Here is a 22720-nt window from a genome sequence, read left to right on the forward strand (position 1 = left end):
ATAAAAAATTTATAGATAACATATTAATGAATATATCAATCTATTTTTTTTGCAAAACCATAAAATAATTTACACATATTTTATTAATAATTTTAGCTTGTTTAGTAAAAAAATTATATGACATACCCTTTAAATCAATAACTTTAAATCCAATAGATCTTGCAACACTTGCAAGTTTACTTGGAGACATAAATTTCCGAAAATCATGTGTTTGTTTTGGTATTAAACCTGATAAATATTCAGCTATAACAACCATTTGTATATATGATATAACTCCGGAGTTAATAGTTGATATAAATAAATAACCACTGGAACTTAATAATCTATAACAATGATATAATATTGAATAAGGATCATTAACATGCTCTAATAATTCTAAACAAACAATAATATCAAACAATTTATCACTGTAATTATCAATAGAAATGCAATAATAATCTATAACAAGACATTTTTTAATAGCATGATATTTTGCTATATTAATAAGAGAATTTTCAATATCTAATCCAGTAACATTTGCCCCTAACATTGCCATAGATTCTGATAAAATACCTCCTCCACAACCAATATCTAAAACTTCCTTCTCAAATAAAGAACAAAATCTACAAATAAACTCAATACGCACAGGATTGATACAATGAAGTATATGACAAGGTCCATTTTTATCCCACCATTGCTCAGCTTGTCTAGAAAAATTAGTACTATTCTTAAGTTTGTTAATCATATAATACTAATATTATTTATTATTAATAATAATATATTATTTTTAATAATATTTTTAAAATTTTAAAATTATTTATACATATTTTACATAAAATAATAAATTTTAACGTTTATATATCTTATATCAATTTTTTATTGACTGAATCAATAATCTAAACCCATTATTATTTTTATTTCATCCAAAGTTTTTTTAGCTTCTTTTTTTGCAATTTCAGTGTGTTCTATCACAGTACTTTTAATCAAATCTATTTTTGATTGATAAAACTGAATTTTTTCTTGAATCACAAATAATTCCTCTTTAATAGAATCAACAACTATTTTTTTACAATCAACACATCCAATTTTAGCAGAACAACATCCAGATCTTATCCATTCTTTTAAAGAATCTGTTGAATAAATATTATGTAATTGCCATATAGAACAATTTCTTGGATTTCCAGGAATATATCTTTTTATACGATTAGGATCAGTTGGCATAGAAAATATCTTTTTTTTTACATCGTTTAAATTTTCTCTCAAAGAAATTGTATTATGAAGTGATTTAGACATTTTTTTTCCATCTATTCCCACTACCTTAGAAAAACCATGTCTTATAATTGCTTTCGGTTCATTCAATATTTTTTTTCTATAAACATCAAATTTACTTAATAAATCCTGTTTAACTCTTAAAGGAAACTTTTTATAATTTGCTAAAAATAACTTAATTTCATTAATTAACTTATATCCATCATGGTTTTGTAATATTTTTTTTAAAAAAATATAACAATTATTATAATTACTTCTTAAATCTTGAATAACCTTAAAAATTACATGTTTTATATAAAGATTATTATCTTTATATAAAAAATTAAATTTCCTAACAATTTTTCTAGTTAACTCAATATGAGCAATTTGATCATGACCAATTGGAACGTAATCTGCTCTATAAAGTAATATATCAGAACTTTGTAAAATAGGATAACCTAAAAAACCATATGTCATAAAATCTTTTCTCAAAAAATTTTTTTGTTTTTGATTTTTATGAAAAGGAACATGCTCAACCCAATTTAACGGAGTTATCATAGAAAGTAATAAAAATAATTCAATATGCTCTGAAATCCAAGATTGAATAAAAATTTTACACATATTTGGATTTATTCCACATGCAAACCAATCAACCAACATATTCCAAACAAAAGGCTTAATAGAATTTGAATTTTTATAAAAAGTTGTTAACCCATGTAAATCTGCAATAAAAAAATAACAATCATATTGACTTTGCAAATCAATCCAATGTTTAATTACTCCATGATAATGTCCAATATGTAAATCTCCACTAGCACGTATACCAGAAACTACACGCTTTTTCATTTAAATTAAACCTCGATACTTTAATTATAAATATTTATATTTACATATATATTAACTCTATAAAATATTCTTGCAATTTTTTTAAATTTTATCAAAACTATCAAAAAAGCAATTTATTAAAAACGATAAACAATACTTTATGAAAAAAAAATATTACATAGATATACAATATTCACATAAAAACTATATACCGATAAAAACTAAAACCATTATTTTTTGGGCAAAATTAATATTAAAAAACTTAACAAAAACTGCTGAAATTACTATTAAATTCGTATGTCCGAATGAAATAATTCAATTAAATTATTTATACAGAAAAAAAAATAAAATTACAAATATATTATCTTTCCCTAGTTCTATCTCTACATATAAAAAATTAAATTATCAATTCTTAGGAGATATCATTATCTGCACAAAAATTTTAAAAATAGAATCTAAAAAAATAGACCAACCATTTAAAAAATATTTAGCTCTTATGATCATTCATGGAATTCTACATCTATTAGGATTTAATCATATTGAAAAAAAAGAAAAAATAATTATGAAAAATTTAGAAAATAAATTACTAATAAAATTAGGTTTTAAATTAAAATAATTAAAATATTAAATCATTATAAAATAACTAACTATAAAATAGTTTAAAATAAATTGATTTAGATCTTTTTAAACAAAGTTATTATTTCTTTTTATATGTATATTATTTAAAACAAAAACACCTAAAATTCCAGAACAAAATGAACCTAAAAATATACCTTCTTTAGCTAAAGTCATATAATATAAATCATAATGATATGATATCGATCCAATAAATATACTCATAGTAAATCCAATTCCGCAAAGTAAAGAAATTCCATAAATATCTAATGATTTAACATCATGATCTAATTTTAACAAACGTTTAACTTTAATAAAAAAAAACAACGGTAAAAATATACCAATTTGCTTTCCTATCAATAAACCAAAAAATACACCAAGAAAAATAGGATGTAATAACATTGAAAAATTAAAATTTACAAACACTATACCAGAATTTACTAAAGCAAATATTGGTAAAATAAAAAATGTTACAAAATATTTTAAATACTTTTTAAAATATATTAAAAAAATTAAATTTTTATATTTAGAAACAATTATAGATATAATGATTCCAGATAAAACTCCATGAATACCTGATTTAAAAAGAAAAAATAATGAAAAAAATCCAATAATTATAAACAATAAGGAATTTTTAAAATTAAAATAAAATAAATAAATTAATATAATACTAATTAAAAACAATCCTAAAAATAAAGGAACTTTTTTAACATAAAAAATAGATATAACAATCATTGATTGTATATCATCAAAAACAGAAATAACAGTTAATAAACTTTTCAAAGAATAAGAAACACAAGGATTTAAAAAATTAATAACACTTGAAGAAAAAACAATATCAGTAGAAATCGGTATAGACCATCCCTTCAAATATTCTACATAATTTTTATTAAAAATAAAAAATATAAACGCTGGAAAAACCAAACCGCTAAAAACAACAATATTAAAAATTAATATACTAATTTTATTAACAAGAAAATTTTCTATAAGAATATCTATGACTTCAAGACCAACTAATATAAAATAGATAATCATTAGACCATCATTTACTAATGATAATAACGATTTTGCAACCAAAAAATTAAATATTTTTATTTGAACTACGTAATTTAATACTTTTTTATAAAAATAATAATATGAAGAATTTGATAAAATTATTGCAAACAAAGCAAAAAGAAAAACTAATAAACTACCTATTCTTTCTAACTTAACAAATTCTTTATAACATAATTTATTCATAAAAACCTACATTTAAATTTTACTTATAAAAATAACTTATAACAAGTTATAACGATTAATAAAATATTACACAATTATTTAATATAAGATATTAATCAAAACTATTTTGATATAAAATATTTATATTTAACAATACAAAATTTTAAAAATGCAAAAAAAAAAAATAACATTAGCACATATATCCACAAAAAAAATAAAAAAAAAAAATCCTTACTTTAAGCCAATTATAGGAATCATACTTGGATCAGGTTTAGGAAACCTATCATCAATGTTGAGTAATACTATTCTTATTAAATATAAAGATCTACCAGGATTTCCAAATTGCACAGTAAATGGTCATAATGGGAACTTAATATTAGGAAATATATCAGGAAAAGATGTTGTATGTTTACAAGGAAGAAGTCATAGTTATGAAGGAACAAATTTTCATACAATGAAAACATACGTTAGAACATTAAAATTATTAGGTTGTCAATATTTTTTATGCACTAATGCATCTGGATCTCTAAAAAAAAAAATTAAACCAGGAGAAATTATGATTTTAACTGATCATATAAATATGCAACCAAATAATCCGCTAGTTGGAATTAATGATGAAGAATTTGGACCAAGATTTCTATCATTAAACAATTTATATGATACAAAATTAAAAGAAAAAATGTTAATAATAGCTAAAAAAGAAAATATTATTTTACATCAAGGAGTATATATTTCAGTATTAGGACCTAATTATGAAACAGCAGCAGAAATAAAAGCATTTAAAATATTAGGAGGAGATGCAATAGGTATGTCTACTATTCCAGAAGTCTTATTAGCAAAACATTGCGGAATGAAAATTATCGCAATTGCAGGAATTACAAATTATGCCACAGGTATTGTATCTACAAATCATACACATGAAACAGTGCTTGCAATGGCATCAAAAATAGAAAAAAAACTTAATAAGTTAATAAAAAAATTTATAGAAGAACTTTTATACTAAATAAAAAACAATTAAAAAATAATAAATTAGTAAGGAAGCACTACAACCTGAGTACCTATTCGTATAAAATATTTATTTAGCCACTCTGCAGCACTAGGAAACACTTTAATACAACCATGACTAGAATTTGCATGTGGAACTTCATAAGCAGCATGTATACTAAATCCACGAAAAAAAAACATACAATAAGGCATTTTAACTCCTAAATTACTTTTATTTATAAAAAATTCATTAGAACGACAATTTACTCCTTTTTTATGATAAATATAAAAACTACCAATTACAGTACGACATGATTTTCCTAAATCTTTGCAAAAATCTTTTCCACCAGAAGCACTTCCTGTCATTATTCGATCTCCATATTTATTATAAACAGCCCACATATACTTCCTAGGATTAAAAATAAATTGTTTTTTTCCATTTGATAAAATCTTCAATGGAAACTCATTTCTACCTCTTTTGTCTTTTAAATAAAACAATGTCTGATGAACATATCCATAATCATCCACTACTAAAGTTGATTTATTAAATAACAATAATTTATGGCTTATGATGGGAATCATTATAAATATAATAAAAAACTTAATCATAAAATTATTAAATAATCTTAAATTAAAAATTAATTTTAACTAAAAATAATCTAAAATTATATAATAACATATATATTAAACAGTACAGTTCTATAAATTTCCTAAAAACAAAAATGATCTTCTTTTATAATTAATTTTAAATTGGATAATTTACAATACTAAATTACAACAGGTTAAATATTGATAATTTTTATTAAATTTAAAATCTAATAATAAAATACTATTATCATAATGTATCCTACACCAAATGAAAAAATAACTTTGTTTTGATATTTTAATAAAATATTCTTAAAATAAAAATTATCATTTTATTCAAAATATTATGTTTAATAAAAAAAACTAATTTTAAAATCAATTAAAATAAAAATAATTTTTAAATTATATTATATAATATTCACAATGAACAAAAAAAAAAATAATATGTTAAAAAAACAATTATATTATGGATATATAACAGATCCAAAAATCCTTGATATTTTCAATACTATACCTAGACATATTTTTGTTCATAATAAACTTAAAACATTTGCCTACTCTGATATGAGAATACCAATAAATTATAATCAATATATGTTAACTCCATTAGAAGAAGCTATTATTTTACAGTCCTTACTGTTAAAAGGAAATGAAAAAATATTAGAAATAGGAACAGGAACAGGATTTTTTACAGCAATATTAAGTAAATTATCTAAAAAAATCATAAGCATTGATTATTATGAAGAATTTATAAAAACAGCTAAAGATAAATTAAAAATTTTATCTATCAAAAATACAAAACTAATCAAAAAAGATTTTAATATCTATAAAGATAACAATCAACACATATTTGATATATTAATATGTACAGCAGCAATTAATGAAAATAAAATTTCACACCTATTAAAATTTTTATCTAACGGAAAACTATTTTTTATATTAAAAAATAAATTAACAATGAAAGGAATTTTATTTATTATTCATAATAATAAAATTATAAAAAAAAATATATTGTTTGAAACGATTACAACTCCAATAATTGACCATTCAAATAAAAAAACATTTATATTATAAAATCTATTTATTATAATAATAATATATATAAAAACATAAAATTTTAAGATTTAAAAATAGTAATTGTTAACTTCTAACAAATAAAAAAATAATAAAATTTAAAAAAACCAAAATATTTAAAATAACTTTTTAAATAACTCATAATAATTAATTAAATCTTAATACATTATTTTTCCAAATAAAAATTTATACATATAATATATATAATAATAATATTGTTATACACTAACTATATAAATAATGCGCATATCTAAATGGTTTTTATCAACAAATAAAAATTCTATAAATAATGAAGAAAATATCTCTTATCAATTAATGATAAAATCTGGGATTATACGAAAAATTAGTACAGGATTATATACATGGATGCCACTAGGGTTAAAAATACTGCAAAAAATAAAAAATTTAATTAGACAAGAAATGAATAAAAATAACGCAATAGAAATACTTATGCCAATATTACAACCATCAACATTATGGAAAAAAACTGGAAGATGGAACATATTTGGAAATCAGTTAATGAAATTAAAGGATAATCGTCACAAAGAATATTGTTTATCTCCTACTCATGAAGAAATTATTACTAAATTAATTAAACACGAACTAAAATCTTATAAACAATTACCTATTATTTTTTATCAAATTCAAAATAAATTTAGAAATGAAATTAGACCAAGATTTGGAACAATAAGAACACAAGAATTTATTATGAAAGATGCTTACTCTTTTCACTTAAACGATGAATGTTTAAAAAACACTTATAAAATAATGCGAGAAACTTATTGTAATATACTTAATAAATTAAAATTAAATTATCGTATTGTAAAAGCTAATAACGGAAATATAGGAGGGGATATATCACATGAATTCCAAATCTTAACAAATATTGGAGAAGATATAATTATATATAGTAATAAAAGTAATTATGCTGCAAATTTAGAACAAGCTACTGATTTAAAATCTTCAATAAAACACTATCAATCTATAATAAAATCTAATAATAATAATAATAATAATATTAAAACAAATAAAAAAATATTTGAAATTACATCAAACAATGAAATATCTATTTTTTTTAAAGCAAAAAAAGAAAAAATTATAAAAACTTTTATCGTTGAAGGAAAACATAATCCATTTATAGCACTCATTTTAAAAGAAAATGATGAACTTAATTTAACTAAAGCTGAAAAACATCCATTAATAAAATCACCAATAAAATTAATTAAAGAAAAAACTATAAAAAAAATTTTTAATACATTACCTTGCTTTTTAGGACCAATCAACTTAAAAATTCCAATTATTGTTGATTACCATGCTCTGATGGTAAACGATTTTATTTGCGGAGCCAATGAAATAAATAAATTTTACTTAAATGTTAAATGGGGAAAAGACGTACACTATAATGATGTTTATGATCTAAGAAAAGTACAAGTAGGAGATCTAAGTCCAGACGGAAAAGGAAAATTAAAATCTTGTAAAGGAATAGAAATAGCACATATATTTCAAATTGGAAATAAATATTCAAAAATACTAAATGCAAAAATTTTAAATAAAAATCATAAACTAACAAACTTAATCATGGGATGCTATGGATTTGGAGTTAGTCGAATAATCGCTGCTATTATTGAACAATTTCATGATGCAAACGGAATTATATGGCCATTTGAAATTGCTCCATTTCAAATAGTTATAATTCCAATAAATGCACATCAATCAAATTTAATTAAAACTATATCAGAAAATATATATGAACAACTAATTAAAGAAAATTGGGATGTTTTATTGGATGATAGAAATGAAAAACCTGGTATTCTATTTATGGATCATGATTTAATTGGCATACCACATCATTTAATTATTAGTTATAAAAATATAAAAAATAATCTTATTGAATATAAATCCAGAAAAAATAAAGAAAGATATCTAATTCCTATAAACAAAATTACCCAATTTATAAAAACACTAAAATAGTATTAGATTATATTAAGATATAAACTAATAAATATAAAATTAAATTAAGTTTCTCAAAAAAAATATCTAACGTTGAATAATTATGAATATACATCTATACAAAAACGTATAAATATTAATTATATTCATAATATTTTTAATTTTTATCTAAAAAATAATAAATAACACTTTATATACTATCATTTTTTTTAATGTATTAATAAAATTATATTTTATATTTTATTATTATCATTTATAATTATTCAAAATCAATTATCTCTAGAACTTATTCAATAATAATAAATATATAAAAAAATATTAAAAAATAAAACTTTTATTTCAATCACAAAATTTATTTTATTAAATATATAAAATGGATATAAACTACCTTCCAAAAAAAATTGAAAAAACTACTCAAAAATATTGGAAAGAAAAAAAAATTTTTAATGTTTTTAAAGATTCAAATAAAAAAAAATTCTACTGCTTATCTATGTTTCCATATCCAAGTGGAGATTTACATATAGGACATGTACGTAATTACACAATAAGTGATATCATAGCTAGATATCAAAGATCGTTAGGAAAAAATGTACTACATCCAATTGGATGGGATGCATTTGGTCTCCCAGCTGAAAATGCTGCTATAAAACACAAAATTAATCCACAAAAATGGACAGAGAATAATATAAAACGTATGAAAAAACAACTGTTAAAATTAGGAAACTCATATGATTGGAATAGAGAAATCAATACATGCGATCCAAATTATTACCAATGGGAACAATGGTTTTTTATTAAATTATATAAAAAAGGACTTATCTACAGAAAAAAAACTCTTGTTAATTGGGATCCAGTAGATAAAACAGTATTAGCTAATGAACAAGTAATTAACGGAAAAGGATGGAGATCAGGAGCTATAATAGAACAAAAAGAAATATCACAATGGTTTATCAAAATAACTTCATATGCAAATGAATTATTAAAAAATTTAAATACATTAAACAAATGGCCTAATAAAGTAAAACAAATGCAATATAATTGGATAGGAAAATCGAAAGGATACGAAATTAATTTTCAAATTAACCATAATACAAAATTATTAAAAATATATACAACAAGATTAGATCTTATTATGGGAGTAACATATATAGCTATAGCTCCTGACCATTTTTTAGCAAAAGAAATTGCAAAACAAGATAAAAATATTAGTAATTTCATTAAAAAATGCTATAAAACAGCAATAACAGAAGAAAATATAGTTACCTCAAAAAAATATGGAATAAAAACTCATATTATTGCAATCCACCCAATTACTAAAAAAAAAATTCCTATTTGGATAGTTAATTTTATATTAATGCAATATAATTTAAAAGCAATAATGGTAGCACCAGCACACGATCAATGTAATTGGGAATTTGCAAAGCAAAACAATATACCTATAAAAGAAGTTATTGTTCCTTTTAATAGATCAAAACACGATTATAATCAATCCGCATTTACAAAAGAAGGTTATTTAACAAATTCAGGACAATTTAATAACTTATCTTCAAAAAAAGCAAGTGAAAAAATTATCCATTTCTTAATAAAACATGGTTACGGAAATACTTCTATCAACTTACGTATTAGAGATTGGAGTATATCTAGGCAACGATACTGGGGAACTCCTATCCCAATGATTCATTGCAATCAATGCGGTATAATCCCAGTTCAAAAAAAACATTTACCAGTAATTTTACCTAAAATAAATTCTTTCAAACATACAAAACTATCTTTATCTAATTTTCCTAATTTTTATAAAATAAAATGTTATAAATGTAAAAAAAATGCTACTAGAGATACAGATACTTTAGATACGTTTTTTCAATCTTCTTGGTATTATATTAAATTTACTTGTTCCACAAAAAATAATTCAATGACTGATAATGAAACTCACTATTGGATGCCAGTCGATCAATATATTGGAGGAATTGAACATGCTGTTATGCATTTATTATATTCTAGATTTTTCTATAAACTCATGAGAGATGAAAAATTAGTAAAATATAATGAACCATTTAAAAAATTACTTACTCAAGGAATGGTTATAAAAGATGGACATAAAATGTCTAAATCATTGGGAAACACAATAAATGTAAATGATTTAATCGACAAATACGGAGCTGATGCAACACGACTATTTATTATATTTCTAGCTCCTCCAGAACAAAATTTAGAATGGTCTTCTAGTAATACCATAAAAGGAATATATAAATTTCTAACAAAACTTTGGAATTTTTTATACAAAAACAGAGAATTATATTTAAAACTGAACAATTCAACTATAAATGATGATTTTCTAAAATTAGAAAAATCTGAACACAAATTAAAAAAATTTTATTCTTTCATATACGAAAGTTTAGAAAAAATCAATTTCAGTTATAAAAATTATAAATTTAACACAATTGTATCAAACTCAATGAAACTTTTTAAAAAAATGACTAAATTTACTATTAATACAAAAGAAGATAAATATCTTATTTATATTAGTACAAGTATATTATTAAGAGTATTAGCTCCAATTGCGCCACACATTTGCCATATTTTATGGATCAATTTAGGATTTAAAAATATCATAGTCAATGCAAAATGGCCAAAAATAAATAAAAAAATTGTTAACTTTAATGAGGAAAAAATTTTTATACAAATAAATGGAAAATTTAAATCTTTCTTAAAAACACCAAAAAATATTTCAAAACAAAAATTATTATCTTTAACAAAACTACATATGAAAAAATATTTAAAAGAAAAAAAAATCGAAAATATGATTTATATCGTTAATAAAAAAATAATAAATTTAATTGTAAAATAATAATATTTTATTACTATTAATTTAAAATATTTTGCAATTTATAAAAACCTTTAAAATAAATATAACTGACAATTTATTTAAATAAAAATAACTTTAATTAATTTAAATTAAAAAATTCTTTTCATTTATTAAAAAGTTTTGTAAATTACTTTCCACTAAAAAATAAAATATCTATATAAAAAATTATGAATAATATAAAGACAACAAATGATTTTTCGAATAAAATTTACTTTTTTATTGGAAATGAAGCTATCTTTTTAAGATTTTACAAAAAATATATACAAACACTATTAATTTCTAATAAACAATATGAAACAATTAATATTTTTACAAAAAAAATATCAGAATTAATTCACATTCAAAAAAAAATCTCAATCTATCCATTGTTATATAAAACTTTTATTTTTAATATTTTTTTTAATGAAAAAAAACTAAATATTGAAGAAAAAAAACTTATAAAACAATGCATAAAATCTATCAATCCATATTGTGTACTAGCACTACATTTTCCATTTCTAATTAAATCACAGCTTAAAGAATTTAGTAATTCTAATAAAATTAAAATAATTGAAATAAAAAAAATATCCTTAAAAATTATTTACAATTGGATTTCTCAACAATTGAACAACAAAAACATCCAATTTGATACAAAAATACCATACATCATTTGGAAATATTCAAAAAAAAATATATATACTTGTTCAAAAATTTTAAAACTTTTTTTTATATTAAAAAAAAATAAATCAATTACGTTATTTGAAGCAAAAAAAATTTTAGATTCTCACTACTACAGTTCAAATAATTTTATTAAAATTTTATTAACAAAAAATCCATATAAAATAATAAATTTTTTTCAAAATAAATATGAAGAAACAAAATTAATTAATATTCTATATTTATTAACTAATGAAATTAAAAAAATAATCCGATTAAAAAACATAATTTTTCTTAACAAAACTAATACTAATTTAAAAATTTTAGGACAATACAACAATTCATATAAAACTTTTCTAAAAAATATTAATAAAAAAATATTACTAATATTATTACAACAATGTATAAATATTCATTTAAATATAAATACACAATTTAATTCAAAGAAAATATTTTGGAATATGTTAGAAAACATAACACTTTCTTTATGCTGTAATAAATTAATAGGAACAAATTTAACTAATGAAAAACAATAGTATTATCATTTATGGAGGTTCATTTGATCCAATTCATAATGGACATATTAATGTTGCTAATAACATTCAAAATAATTTAAATTTTAAAAAAATCTTATTTGTACCATGTAAACACTCAAAATTCAAATATCATAAAAATTTTGCTACAGATATGCAACGTATAGAAATGTTAAAATTAGCTTTTCTTGAAAACAAAAAAAATTTTTCTATTAATTATTATGAATTAAACAAGAAAACACCGTCATATACATATGTAACATTAAAATATTTACGAAATAAATTTGGAATTCATACTCCCATATCTATGGTTATGGGAACAGATGTATTTAATACAATACAATTTTGGTTTTCTTGGAAAAAAATATTAAATTTATCAAATTTAATAATAATAAACAGAGCAGGAATTACTATAAATTATTCAAAAACAATAAAAGCATTAATCCATAAACATAAGATACTTGATTTTAACTTATTACACCATAATACACATGGTTGTATATATTTTTTTAATATAAATTCTATTTACATATCTTCTAGATTAATAAGAAAATATTTAAATAAAAAAATAATAAAAAAATATATTCCTAAACTAGTAAGAAACTACATATTTAAGCACAAAATATATCAATAAAATATATTCATTTATATATAATATAAAGTTATCAACCAAAAAACAAACAAATATTTATTCATAAATTAATAAAATAATTACAATATTTAATTCATTTATAAAATAAATTTAAACAAAATGTTTTATACTTTAACATAAAATTTAATAATACCAATTAAGTATCATACACACTTTTTTATAAAAATTATAAATAATTTAAAACTTAAATAAAAAATATTAAAATGCATCAATTAGTAGTAAAATTTGGAGGATCCAGTGTCTCTTCAATTGAAACTTGGGAAAACATTGCACTAATAATAAAAAATCACATTAAAAATGGAAAACAACCAATTATTGTTTGTTCAGCCATTAAAAATATTTCCAATAAACTAGAAAAAGCAACAACATTAGCTATAAGTGGAAAATATTATCAAAATATAGAAACTGAAATTAAATTTCGTCATACACAATTAACTCATTCTCTAAAATTGCCATCAAAAATTATTGCATTAGACCTAAAAAAATTAAAAAAACTACTTAAAAACATTTTTTTAATTAAAAAAAATTCAGCAAAAATAAAAGCTCAAATTTTAAGTTTAGGAGAATTTATGATTACACGAATAGGATGTGCTTTTTTAAAAAAAAAAGGAATTAATTGCATATGGTATGATATACGAAAAGCATTAATATCAACCCCAATTCCAGGAAAAAATACAAAAAATTACCTTTCCGCTTATTATAAAATTCAAAAAAATAAAGTACTTAAAAAACAATTTATTAATTCCGGAGCTGAAAGTATTATTACTCAAGGATTTATTGCATCTAATCCAAATGGAGATACAGTGTTATTAGGAAGAAATAGTTCAGATACCTCGGCAACACTACTATCTTCTATATTAAAAGTTAATTACTGCGAAATCTGGAAAGATGTACCTGGACTTTTTACAATTAATCCTAACATCTTCCCATATGCAAAATTATTAAATAATTTAAATTATAACGAAACACAAAAAATCATATCTATTGGAAATAGTATTTTACATCCTAACTGCATATTTCCAGTTAAAAAATATAACATTCCTATTATAATCAGAAATATTTACAAGCCACAACACATAGGAACATATATATCTAAAAAAACTTGCTCAAAAATTTTGCCCATTAAATCTATACAAATACAAGACCATATTAATGTAATAAAAATACATACACAGAAAAATATAAAATCAATACTAAATATTATTTCAATTATTAACCTATATAAATTTAAAATAAAATCATTATTTTATTTAAAACCTAATACAATTCTTTATTTAAAAAATAAATTTAAAAACAATCAAAAAAAACACCATTTAAATTATTTTCTTAATAAAATAAAAAAAATAGAAAAAATTCAATTAATAAAAGATTGCAGTATTATTACTATAATTGGTAATAATATTAACTATTTATTTTACCAAATAAATTCTATCATCATGAATATATTCAATTCTAAAAAAATAAAAACTATCTATTTAAACCCTGAAAAAATATATTTTAATTTTGTAATTAAAAAAAAACTAAATAGTAAATATTTATATAAAATCTTACATAATAAACTTATAGAAAACATAAAAATTTAAAAATAAAATTATTATAAAACCTAACCGTACAACTAATATTTAATAAAAAATTACTAAATACAATAAAATATTGAAAATATTAACTAATAAAAATTCTTAATTTCTATACTAAAAAAAAATAAATTTTTAACTATTAAATAATTTAAATTAAGATCTAACTTATATGAAAATAAAAGATCAACTTTATAGAATAGAAGCTACTAATACATCCCATTCTTATATAGTACAAGCACCAGCAGGATCTGGAAAAACAGAATTACTAATACAACGCTATTTAAAACTCTTATCAGTTACAAAAAAACCAGAATATATATTAATAATAACATTTACCAAAAAATCAGCTAATGAAATACGAAATCGTATTATAAACATAATACAACATATTATTGAAAATAAAAATTCTATTAAAAATAATACATATGACACATATCAAAAAAATACTATTGATTATGCAAAAAAAGCATTAAAACTAAATAAAAATAAAAATATCCTATATCAATTACATAAATTACGTATACTCACAATAGATGCATTATGTCTCGATTTATACAAAATTTTTCCTAAAAAAAATACACAAATTACACAATTTTATATTACAGATAAACCTCAACATTTATATGAAAAAGCAGTTAAAAATTTTTTTTATAAAATTACAAAACATATTGATCTAAAAAATCATTTAAAACTAATTTTACAACATGTAAATAACAATCAAAATAAATTATTTACACTACTAATCAATCTACTATCCAATAGAGAACAATGGATGTCATTTATATTTAAACAACAACATATCAATAAAACATATTATGAAAAAATACTTTCTTTTATTGAAAAAAAAGAAATTTCTAATTTAAAAAATAGCATATCAACAATATATTGGAAAAAAATTTTTTCTTTTGTAATAAAAATCATAAATTCTAATAAAAAAATTTTACCAAAATTACAAATATTAAAAAAATGGAATCATTATACTAAAATAAATCAACACATAGCAAAAAGTTTATCTTTTTTATTAATAAATTCTAAAAATCAACTAAGAAAAAAAATTAATCATCATGTAGGATTTAAAAAAAATAATTATGATAATAAAACATATAATTTTTTGAAAAACGAAAATAAAAACATCTTAAACATACTACAAACATTACCAAAATTTTGTAAAATTCTTATCAAAATTAAAAATCTACCATCTATACATTATCCCAAAAAGCAATGGCAAATTCTTCAATCATTATACATCTTATTGCCAAATCTAATTACACATTTACATACAATTTTTTACCAAAACAATACAGTTGATTTTTCATATATCTCTCAAGAAATATTATTAGCATTTAAAAATAAAAACCAACTTTATGATCTATCAAATTACATCAAAAATAATATACATCATTTATTAATTGACGAATTTCAAGATACTTCAATACAACAATATAAATTATTTAAAAAAATAATTAAAAACTGGAGAACAAATAAAAAAACAAATAAAAAAACTGTATTTCTAGTTGGAGATCCAATGCAATCAATTTATCGATTCCGACAAGCAGAAGTTGGACTATTTGAAAAAATCAAGAAAGAAGGAATTGCACATATAAAAATTAAATCATTACAATTAAAATATAATTTTCGATCTACTATTAATTTAACCAATTGGATAAATAAATATTGCACTAATATTTTTCCAACATCCAATAATAATAAATATGGCGCTGTTAAGTTTTCTCCTTCAATAAGTACTAATTATAATAAAGAAAGCAATATTTATTCTAAATCATATAATAATTTTACCGAAGAATCTGAAGCAATTGCTAATTTAATAAAACAAGAAACTAAAAAAAACCCTAAAGATAAAATTGCTATACTTATCCGATCTAGATCTCAATTACCTCAAATTATTAATTCATTAAAAAAAAACAATATTTTATTTCATGGAACTGAAATCAATCCTATATTAAATTTACCTCATATACAAGACATATGGATATTGACTCAAGTTCTATTACTTCCAGGAAATCGATTAACATGGCTAGCTTTACTAAGAAGTCAATTTTGTGGACTATCCATATCTGACATATATCACATTGCTAATTTTTCACAAAAAAAATCTATTTACCAAACATTATTAAAAATAGATAACATTCCAAAAATTAGTAACGAAGGAAAATATCGTACAAAATTTATTTTCAAACACATCCATAATGCTTTAAATCAAAGATATCAACAACCACTAGTACATTGGATAATAAATATACTTAAAAAACTTCACATAAAACATATTCTTACACAAGAAGAAGAAGAAGATTTGGAAAAATTCTGGGAACTAATTGAACAATTTAATGTTGAAGGAAAATTTATCAATTTAAATGTAATAGAAAAAGAATTAAAAAAATTATATTCTCATAAATATACTACATCACAAATAGAAATAATGACTATACATAAAGCAAAAGGATTAGAATTTGATTCTATCATCTTGCCTTACTTAAGTTATGCAACAAACAAAAACATTAACCCACTATTTCGTTATTTAAAAATTCCAGAAAAAAATTTTTCTAAATCACCATTAATATATCCTATAGAAAACATTTACAATAAAAAACATATATCACTATATGACTATATTAAAAATATAGACAAAAAAAAAGATTTCTACGAATTACAACGTCTTTTATATGTAGCATTAACACGCGCTAAAAAAAATATATATTTATTTGACCATAAAAAAAAAGAATCACAATTTTCTTTTCGTTCACTATTAAAAAAACAAAAATTTATATTAAATAAACAAAATTTAAAAACAAATATTAAAACTTATAAAATCCAATCTTTATTGTATAAATTACCTCAAAAATATTATATAAATCCTTCATATATTAATAAGAAGAGTATTTCATGTAAAACAAATAAAATAAAAATCCATATTACAAATTCTATCAATAAAAAAGAAATAGGAACAATAATACATGAATTATTAGAATGGATTTGTAATAATCATCCAAATACAATAAAACAACTACCATGGAATAACGTTAAAAAACAACTTAAAAGTCTAGGATTAGATTTAATCGAACAAAAAACAATTTACAAACAAATACTACTAACAATAAAAAAAACATTTAACAATCCTATTGCAAAATGGATATTTAAAAATCACTATAAAGAAAAAAATGAATATAAAATGCTAGTTAAAATAAATAAAAAAATTTCAACAAAAATTATTGATCGAATGTTTATTTATCAAAATAAATCCTGGATTATTGACTATAAAACAGGAAATCTCAACAACAAAAAACATCATATAAAACAAATTAATGATTATGCCAAATTAATTACAAACAATCATAAATATTCAATTTATTGTGGAATTTTTTACCTAAACAAAAATCTATTAATTTATTGGAAATTTAAATCTATCAATAATTCATTCTAATTTTAAATTATTTAAATAACTAAAAATCAATTTAAAAATAACAATACTTCTATACTAAAATATACATAATTTTAAAAGAAAAATCTTAATCAAATTTATTAGACTAATAATTACTAAAAATATAATCTCACTTAATAAAAAATTTATTAATTAAAATATATTTTTTTTAAATAAAATTATATTAAAAATATTCTATATAATAACTATTTAAAATAAATTTTTAATCCCGGTAGCGTAATTGGATAACGCAACCCACTCCTAACGGGTAGATTAGAGGTTCAAATCCTCTCCGGGGTATAATAAAATAAATCTTTTATAACAAAAAATTTATATTTATTATTTTTAATAAAATTTAAAATTATTTAATAAATATTTTAAACATCATATTATATATTCATAAATTATTATTATAATATATAACAAATATAAAAAATCCTTTTTTTAAAACTTTTTTATAATCTTTTGAATAAATCACTTACAAAAATTACTGAATCTCTTTCAGGACCTGTTGATATCATAACAACAGGTACTTCCAACAAAGATTCTATTTTTCTAATATAGAATATAGCATTCATTGGTAATTGATTGAATTCTTTAATACCAGCAGTACTTTTATTCCAACCAGGAACTTCTTCATATACAGGTTTTATATTTAGAAAATCTTCTACACATTGCGGTGGATACTTTAGTAATTTTCTTTTTTTTAAATCATAATATTTTACTGCAATACAAATACTAGATAAACCGTCTAAAACATCTAATTTAGTAATACAAATTCCAGTAATACTATTAATTTCAATAGAACGACGCAACAATACAATATCAATCCATCCACAACGACGAGGTCTACCTGTAATCGATCCAAACTCAAATCCACGAACCGATAGTATTTTACCAATATTATTTGTAAGTTCAGTTGGAAATGGACCGTTTCCCACTCTAGTTGTATATGATTTAGTAATTCCTAATATATAATTTAAATACAAAGGACCAAATCCAGCCCCATTAACTACACTACCTACGCAAGAATTTGAAGAAGTTACAAAAGGATATGTACCATGATCAACATCAAGAAAAAATCCCTGAGCTCCTTCAAATAAAATTGAATCATTATTCTTTCTATGATTATGCAAAGAACTAGTAACATCACAAGTTAACTCTTTAAATTTATATGACCAAGACTCAATTGTTTCTAATAACTGATCCAAATTAATTTCTGAACAACAATAATAATTTTTCAATATAAAGTTATGATAGTTTAATAATGAAACTATTTTTTTAGTTGTTTTATCTAAATGAAAAAGATCAATAACCCTTATAGATCTTCTTGCTATCTTATCCTCATATGCAGGACCAATACCGCATCCAGTAGTACCAATTTTAAAAATTGAATTTTTAAAATTCTCCCTTGCATAATCTAATGCAACATGATTTGGTAATACTAAAAAACAAGATTGACTAACATGTAATCTTTCCTTTACACTAATACCTCTATTTTCCAACATACTTATCTCATTAAACAAAATATCTGGAGATATTACCACTCCATTCCCTATATAACACTGAATATTTTCTCTTAAAATACCAGATGGTATTATTCTTAATATGGTTTTTTCATTATTTACATTTAAAGTATGACCAGCATTATGTCCACCATGATAACGTACAACAACATGAATATATTTTGTTAGTACATCAATAATTTTACCTTTTCCTTCATCACCAAATTGCATTCCTATAATCACAATATTTTTCATCATAAAATTATATCATTACTCAAATAATTGATGTATTATGGTCAATAAAAATACTCCAATTAACATACTAATAAATCCAACTATTTTTAATGTTTTTTCCTCTTGATTGATAATTTTTTGCAATGACCTTTTCCATTTTTCAGAAAATATGAATAACATCAAGCCTTCTAAAACAAATACCAACGCAAGAGCTGAAAAAAAACTATCAATCATTATAAAAATTAATCCTCCATTTTATCTTAAAAAAAATTAATTTCTATTAATATAGAAATATACATAGTTCATCACTTCTTTAATAAAAAATTATAAATAATCTTATATATGTTATTTAATTTTCATTAAAATTCTTTATATATAAAGAAGGATCAACAAAATATTTAAAAAATTTACTTTTTCCATCTAAAATAAATAAATCTCTACTACTATAAAAAATATTCTTATATGTCTTGTAATACTGGTATAAAGAAAAAAAATCTAAATTTTTTTTAAATGCTTGCAAATAAATCTTAAAAGCCCTATTTTTACCATGTGACCTAATAATCTGAGCTTCACTTTTTGCTTTAGCAAGCAAAACAATAACCCTTGCATCCGCAGAAGCTAAAATTTCTTCTGCAATAGAATTACCATCAGCCCTATGACGATTAGCAATTTTTTTCATATTAGCACGCATTAATTGATAAATAGCATTACTAGTATTATTTGGAAATTCTATTCCTTTTATTCTTACATCTATAATTTCAATACCAAAATCATCTGCCTGTTTTTTAGCTTTTTTTCTTAAAATCTCATTAATATCATCTCTTTCCTCTGAAACCACTTCAGAAATTACATGCTTTCCAAATTCAGCTCTGATAGATGTATTCAACTGTTGGGATAATAAAGAATTTGTTTTTAGCTCATCACCACCAGTATATATAAAATACCTACCTAAATCAATGATCTTCCATTTAACATAATATCCAACAATTACATCTTTCTTTTCTTTTGTTACAATTCTAGATGATTTTATATCTAAAGTTTTCAATCTTGTATCAAATACATAAACATTATCAATAAACGGAATCTTAATATGTAACCCTGGATGATATATTCTTACTCTTTTTTTATTATTATCTAAAACTAATCTACCTAAACGTAACAAAATACCATTACTACCCTCTTTGATTACAAAAAAGCCAAACAATAAAAACATTATTATTAATAATAATAAAATAACACTGAAAAATGTTTTAGTTATTTTCATAAATTCCATTATTAACCCTAATAGAACGATAAATCTTTCTAAAATTTTTATCTTTAATAAATATTTTATTTAAATTACCATTATTTATTTTATTTTTTACTTTATATTCATCCAAAATCATTTTTTTTTTAACAAAACTATTAGATAATAATAATTTATTTAAAGGATAATAAATAAAGTTTCTCGAATCAATATCAATAACAATCTTACTAACTTTCTTTAACACAGACTGCATCATATCTAAATACATACGTTTAGCAATAATTTTAGGAGACATTTTATATTCTGGTAATAAATATAAAAATTCAGATACTTCTCCTTTAGCTTGTAAAACCAATTGCTTACTATAAGCTATTGCTTCTTTAATAATACGCTTAGCTTTTCCCTCAGCTATAGGAATTACTTTGGCTTGATAAGCCAGAGCTTGCTCTTTAAAACGTTTTTCATCTTCCTGAGCTTTAATAGCATCATCAAATGCATCTTGAACATTCTCTGGAGCACGAGCTGGCTGAGGAGAAACATTAGTAATATAAATACCAGTTTTATATCTACTAATTATTTTAATTAAAGTTTCTTTTACATTTTTTCCCCATATTTCTCGTCCTGCAGTAATAATTTGATCAAGAGAAGTATTTCCCACAACCTGACGCAATGCACTTGAAGTAGCTTGTTGTAAACTCTCTTCAGGATTAACTACATTAAATAAATAAGCTCTTAAATCACCAATTCTATATTGTACCGCTAAAGATACTGATACCAAATTCTCATCTCTAGTTAACATTTGCGCAGAATACGAATAATCCAAAATCCTATCTACATTCTTTATCACCTTATAAGAAAATAAATATGGTATCCAATGAGGACCAGGACCAACAGTTTTAATATATTTTCCAAATCTTAAAATAACAGCCTCTTCAGCTGGATTTACAATAAATATTCCTGATAATACCCATAAAATAAATACTACTAAAATAGACATTAAAAAAATAAATTTTCCTTTTTTTAAAGTAAAAAAATTATTTGTCTTATTTATTTTACCAAAAAATCTAAAAAATAATTCATTAAATTTTCTATAAAATTTTTTGCAAATCTCATCTAAATCAGGAGGATATCTTTTTCCATTCCACGGATCTTTATCCTTATTTGACGAATTATTCCAATTCATCTATTCTCCTATTTAAAACTATGGAATCTCTATTTAAAACTATAAAACATAAAAACATTTCAATTTTAAATATTATATAATAATACGTAAATATATTTTTTATCCAAAAAACTAATTTGTACAACAATAAAATATATTATTTTATCCTTAATTAATTATTAATAAGACATTATTATACATAATTTCTAATACTTTACACTAAATAATTTTTATAAATACCTAAAAACAAAAAATAAAACTTCTCAAATATAAATAATTGTATTATTTATATTTTATAATAATAAAAAATATATATCTTAATTTTAATTATATACACAACACCTCACTCAGATATAAAATAAACTAATTTTAAATTTAGAACAATTTAATAATTT

17 protein-coding genes and 1 tRNA gene are annotated in these 22720 nt (G+C 21.1%); 10 read left to right on the forward strand and 8 right to left on the reverse strand.

Going from position 1 to position 22720, the window contains the following annotated elements; translation table 11 throughout:
* Window positions 1-40: 40 nt before the first annotated feature.
* A complete protein-coding gene (gene ubiG / locus CCU22_RS00560; protein ID WP_100114673.1) occupies window positions 41-724 on the reverse strand; it encodes a bifunctional 2-polyprenyl-6-hydroxyphenol methylase/3-demethylubiquinol 3-O-methyltransferase UbiG in 684 nt (227 codons plus the stop codon).
* Between the two features lie 143 nt (window positions 725-867).
* A complete protein-coding gene (locus tag CCU22_RS00565; RefSeq protein WP_100114674.1) occupies window positions 868-2073 on the reverse strand; it encodes a nucleotidyl transferase family protein in 1206 nt (401 codons plus the stop codon).
* A gap of 139 nt (window positions 2074-2212) precedes the next feature.
* Between CCU22_RS00565 and ybeY the strand changes: the two genes are divergently transcribed.
* Window positions 2213-2668: an rRNA maturation RNase YbeY gene (gene ybeY / locus CCU22_RS00570; protein WP_100114675.1), complete on the forward strand. Its 456-nt coding sequence runs from the start codon at window positions 2213-2215 to the stop codon at window positions 2666-2668.
* A 68-nt stretch (window positions 2669-2736) separates the two neighbouring features.
* Here the strand turns inward: ybeY and CCU22_RS00575 are convergent, their stop codons facing one another.
* Complete coding sequence (locus tag CCU22_RS00575; protein ID WP_100114676.1) at window positions 2737-3906, reverse strand: Na+/H+ antiporter NhaA; 1170 nt, start codon at window positions 3904-3906, stop codon at window positions 2737-2739.
* Between the two features lie 148 nt (window positions 3907-4054).
* On the opposite strand from CCU22_RS00575, the gene CCU22_RS00580 reads away from it, so the two are divergent.
* Window positions 4055-4888: a purine-nucleoside phosphorylase gene (locus CCU22_RS00580; protein ID WP_100114677.1), complete on the forward strand. Its 834-nt coding sequence runs from the start codon at window positions 4055-4057 to the stop codon at window positions 4886-4888.
* A gap of 26 nt (window positions 4889-4914) precedes the next feature.
* Here the strand turns inward: CCU22_RS00580 and CCU22_RS00585 are convergent, their stop codons facing one another.
* Window positions 4915-5478 carry a L,D-transpeptidase gene (locus tag CCU22_RS00585; RefSeq protein WP_406564801.1) on the reverse strand — a complete coding sequence of 188 codons (564 nt, stop codon included), beginning with the start codon at window positions 5476-5478 and terminating at the stop codon, window positions 4915-4917.
* A gap of 399 nt (window positions 5479-5877) precedes the next feature.
* Between CCU22_RS00585 and CCU22_RS00590 the strand changes: the two genes are divergently transcribed.
* The 8 genes from CCU22_RS00590 to CCU22_RS00625 all read left to right on the forward strand — a co-directional run bounded on the left by CCU22_RS00590 (window position 5878) and on the right by CCU22_RS00625 (window position 18478).
* Window positions 5878-6528 carry a protein-L-isoaspartate O-methyltransferase family protein gene (locus CCU22_RS00590; protein ID WP_100114678.1) on the forward strand — a complete coding sequence of 217 codons (651 nt, stop codon included), beginning with the start codon at window positions 5878-5880 and terminating at the stop codon, window positions 6526-6528.
* 240 nt (window positions 6529-6768) lie between these two features.
* Window positions 6769-8499 (forward strand): proline--tRNA ligase, encoded by a 1731-nt coding sequence (locus tag CCU22_RS00595; protein WP_100114679.1) that lies wholly within the window; start codon window positions 6769-6771, stop codon window positions 8497-8499.
* A gap of 352 nt (window positions 8500-8851) precedes the next feature.
* Window positions 8852-11326 (forward strand): leucine--tRNA ligase, encoded by a 2475-nt coding sequence (leuS, locus tag CCU22_RS00600; RefSeq protein ID WP_100114680.1) that lies wholly within the window; start codon window positions 8852-8854, stop codon window positions 11324-11326.
* 185 nt (window positions 11327-11511) lie between these two features.
* Window positions 11512-12516 carry a hypothetical protein gene (locus CCU22_RS00605; protein WP_100114681.1) on the forward strand — a complete coding sequence of 335 codons (1005 nt, stop codon included), beginning with the start codon at window positions 11512-11514 and terminating at the stop codon, window positions 12514-12516.
* Window positions 12503-13147, forward strand: coding sequence for a nicotinate (nicotinamide) nucleotide adenylyltransferase (gene nadD / locus CCU22_RS00610; RefSeq protein ID WP_100114682.1), 645 nt, complete (start codon window positions 12503-12505; stop codon window positions 13145-13147). Before CCU22_RS00605 ends, nadD begins: the two co-directional genes overlap by 14 nt.
* A gap of 221 nt (window positions 13148-13368) precedes the next feature.
* Window positions 13369-14748, forward strand: coding sequence for an aspartate kinase (locus tag CCU22_RS00615; protein ID WP_100114683.1), 1380 nt, complete (start codon window positions 13369-13371; stop codon window positions 14746-14748).
* A gap of 163 nt (window positions 14749-14911) precedes the next feature.
* Window positions 14912-18181, forward strand: a complete 3270-nt coding sequence (locus CCU22_RS00620; protein ID WP_100114684.1) for a UvrD-helicase domain-containing protein — start codon at window positions 14912-14914, stop codon at window positions 18179-18181.
* A 223-nt stretch (window positions 18182-18404) separates the two neighbouring features.
* Window positions 18405-18478: transfer RNA gene (locus tag CCU22_RS00625), tRNA-Arg, on the forward strand.
* 155 nt (window positions 18479-18633) lie between these two features.
* On the opposite strand, the gene CCU22_RS00630 is transcribed toward CCU22_RS00625, so the two are convergent.
* From CCU22_RS00630 to hflK, 4 genes are all read right to left on the reverse strand, one after another.
* Window positions 18634-19941 (reverse strand): adenylosuccinate synthase, encoded by a 1308-nt coding sequence (locus tag CCU22_RS00630; RefSeq protein WP_100114685.1) that lies wholly within the window; start codon window positions 19939-19941, stop codon window positions 18634-18636.
* A gap of 12 nt (window positions 19942-19953) precedes the next feature.
* On the reverse strand, window positions 19954-20151 hold the full coding sequence (locus CCU22_RS00635; RefSeq protein ID WP_100114686.1) for a DUF2065 domain-containing protein: 198 nt from the start codon (window positions 20149-20151) through the stop codon (window positions 19954-19956).
* Between the two features lie 115 nt (window positions 20152-20266).
* Window positions 20267-21181, reverse strand: coding sequence for a protease modulator HflC (gene hflC / locus CCU22_RS00640; protein WP_100115022.1), 915 nt, complete (start codon window positions 21179-21181; stop codon window positions 20267-20269).
* A complete protein-coding gene (hflK, locus tag CCU22_RS00645; protein WP_100114687.1) occupies window positions 21168-22346 on the reverse strand; it encodes an FtsH protease activity modulator HflK in 1179 nt (392 codons plus the stop codon). Before hflK ends, hflC begins: the two co-directional genes overlap by 14 nt.
* Window positions 22347-22720: the final 374 nt, after the last annotated feature.

This window comes from Candidatus Legionella polyplacis, assembly GCF_002776555.1.
Lineage (GTDB): Bacteria > Pseudomonadota > Gammaproteobacteria > Legionellales > Legionellaceae > Legionella_E > Legionella_E polyplacis.

Excerpts from the sequence above, each read along its gene's own strand:
- nadD (WP_100114682.1), top strand. The coding sequence starts at position 12,503 with ATGAAAAACAATAGTATTATCATTTATGGAGGTTCATTTGATCCAATT.
- CCU22_RS00635 (WP_100114686.1), bottom strand. The coding sequence starts at position 20,151 with ATGATTGATAGTTTTTTTTCAGCTCTTGCGTTGGTATTTGTTTTAGAA.
- ybeY (WP_100114675.1), top strand. The coding sequence starts at position 2,213 with ATGAAAAAAAAATATTACATAGATATACAATATTCACATAAAAACTAT.
- ubiG (WP_100114673.1), bottom strand. The coding sequence starts at position 724 with ATGATTAACAAACTTAAGAATAGTACTAATTTTTCTAGACAAGCTGAG.
- CCU22_RS00615 (WP_100114683.1), top strand. The coding sequence starts at position 13,369 with ATGCATCAATTAGTAGTAAAATTTGGAGGATCCAGTGTCTCTTCAATT.
- leuS (WP_100114680.1), top strand. The coding sequence starts at position 8,852 with ATGGATATAAACTACCTTCCAAAAAAAATTGAAAAAACTACTCAAAAA.
- CCU22_RS00590 (WP_100114678.1), top strand. The coding sequence starts at position 5,878 with ATGAACAAAAAAAAAAATAATATGTTAAAAAAACAATTATATTATGGA.
- CCU22_RS00565 (WP_100114674.1), bottom strand. The coding sequence starts at position 2,073 with ATGAAAAAGCGTGTAGTTTCTGGTATACGTGCTAGTGGAGATTTACAT.
- CCU22_RS00585 (WP_406564801.1), bottom strand. The coding sequence starts at position 5,478 with ATGATTAAGTTTTTTATTATATTTATAATGATTCCCATCATAAGCCAT.
- CCU22_RS00595 (WP_100114679.1), top strand. The coding sequence starts at position 6,769 with ATGCGCATATCTAAATGGTTTTTATCAACAAATAAAAATTCTATAAAT.
- CCU22_RS00620 (WP_100114684.1), top strand. The coding sequence starts at position 14,912 with ATGAAAATAAAAGATCAACTTTATAGAATAGAAGCTACTAATACATCC.
- CCU22_RS00605 (WP_100114681.1), top strand. The coding sequence starts at position 11,512 with ATGAATAATATAAAGACAACAAATGATTTTTCGAATAAAATTTACTTT.
- hflK (WP_100114687.1), bottom strand. The coding sequence starts at position 22,346 with ATGAATTGGAATAATTCGTCAAATAAGGATAAAGATCCGTGGAATGGA.
- CCU22_RS00580 (WP_100114677.1), top strand. The coding sequence starts at position 4,055 with ATGCAAAAAAAAAAAATAACATTAGCACATATATCCACAAAAAAAATA.
- CCU22_RS00630 (WP_100114685.1), bottom strand. The coding sequence starts at position 19,941 with ATGATGAAAAATATTGTGATTATAGGAATGCAATTTGGTGATGAAGGA.
- hflC (WP_100115022.1), bottom strand. The coding sequence starts at position 21,181 with ATGAAAATAACTAAAACATTTTTCAGTGTTATTTTATTATTATTAATA.
- CCU22_RS00575 (WP_100114676.1), bottom strand. The coding sequence starts at position 3,906 with ATGAATAAATTATGTTATAAAGAATTTGTTAAGTTAGAAAGAATAGGT.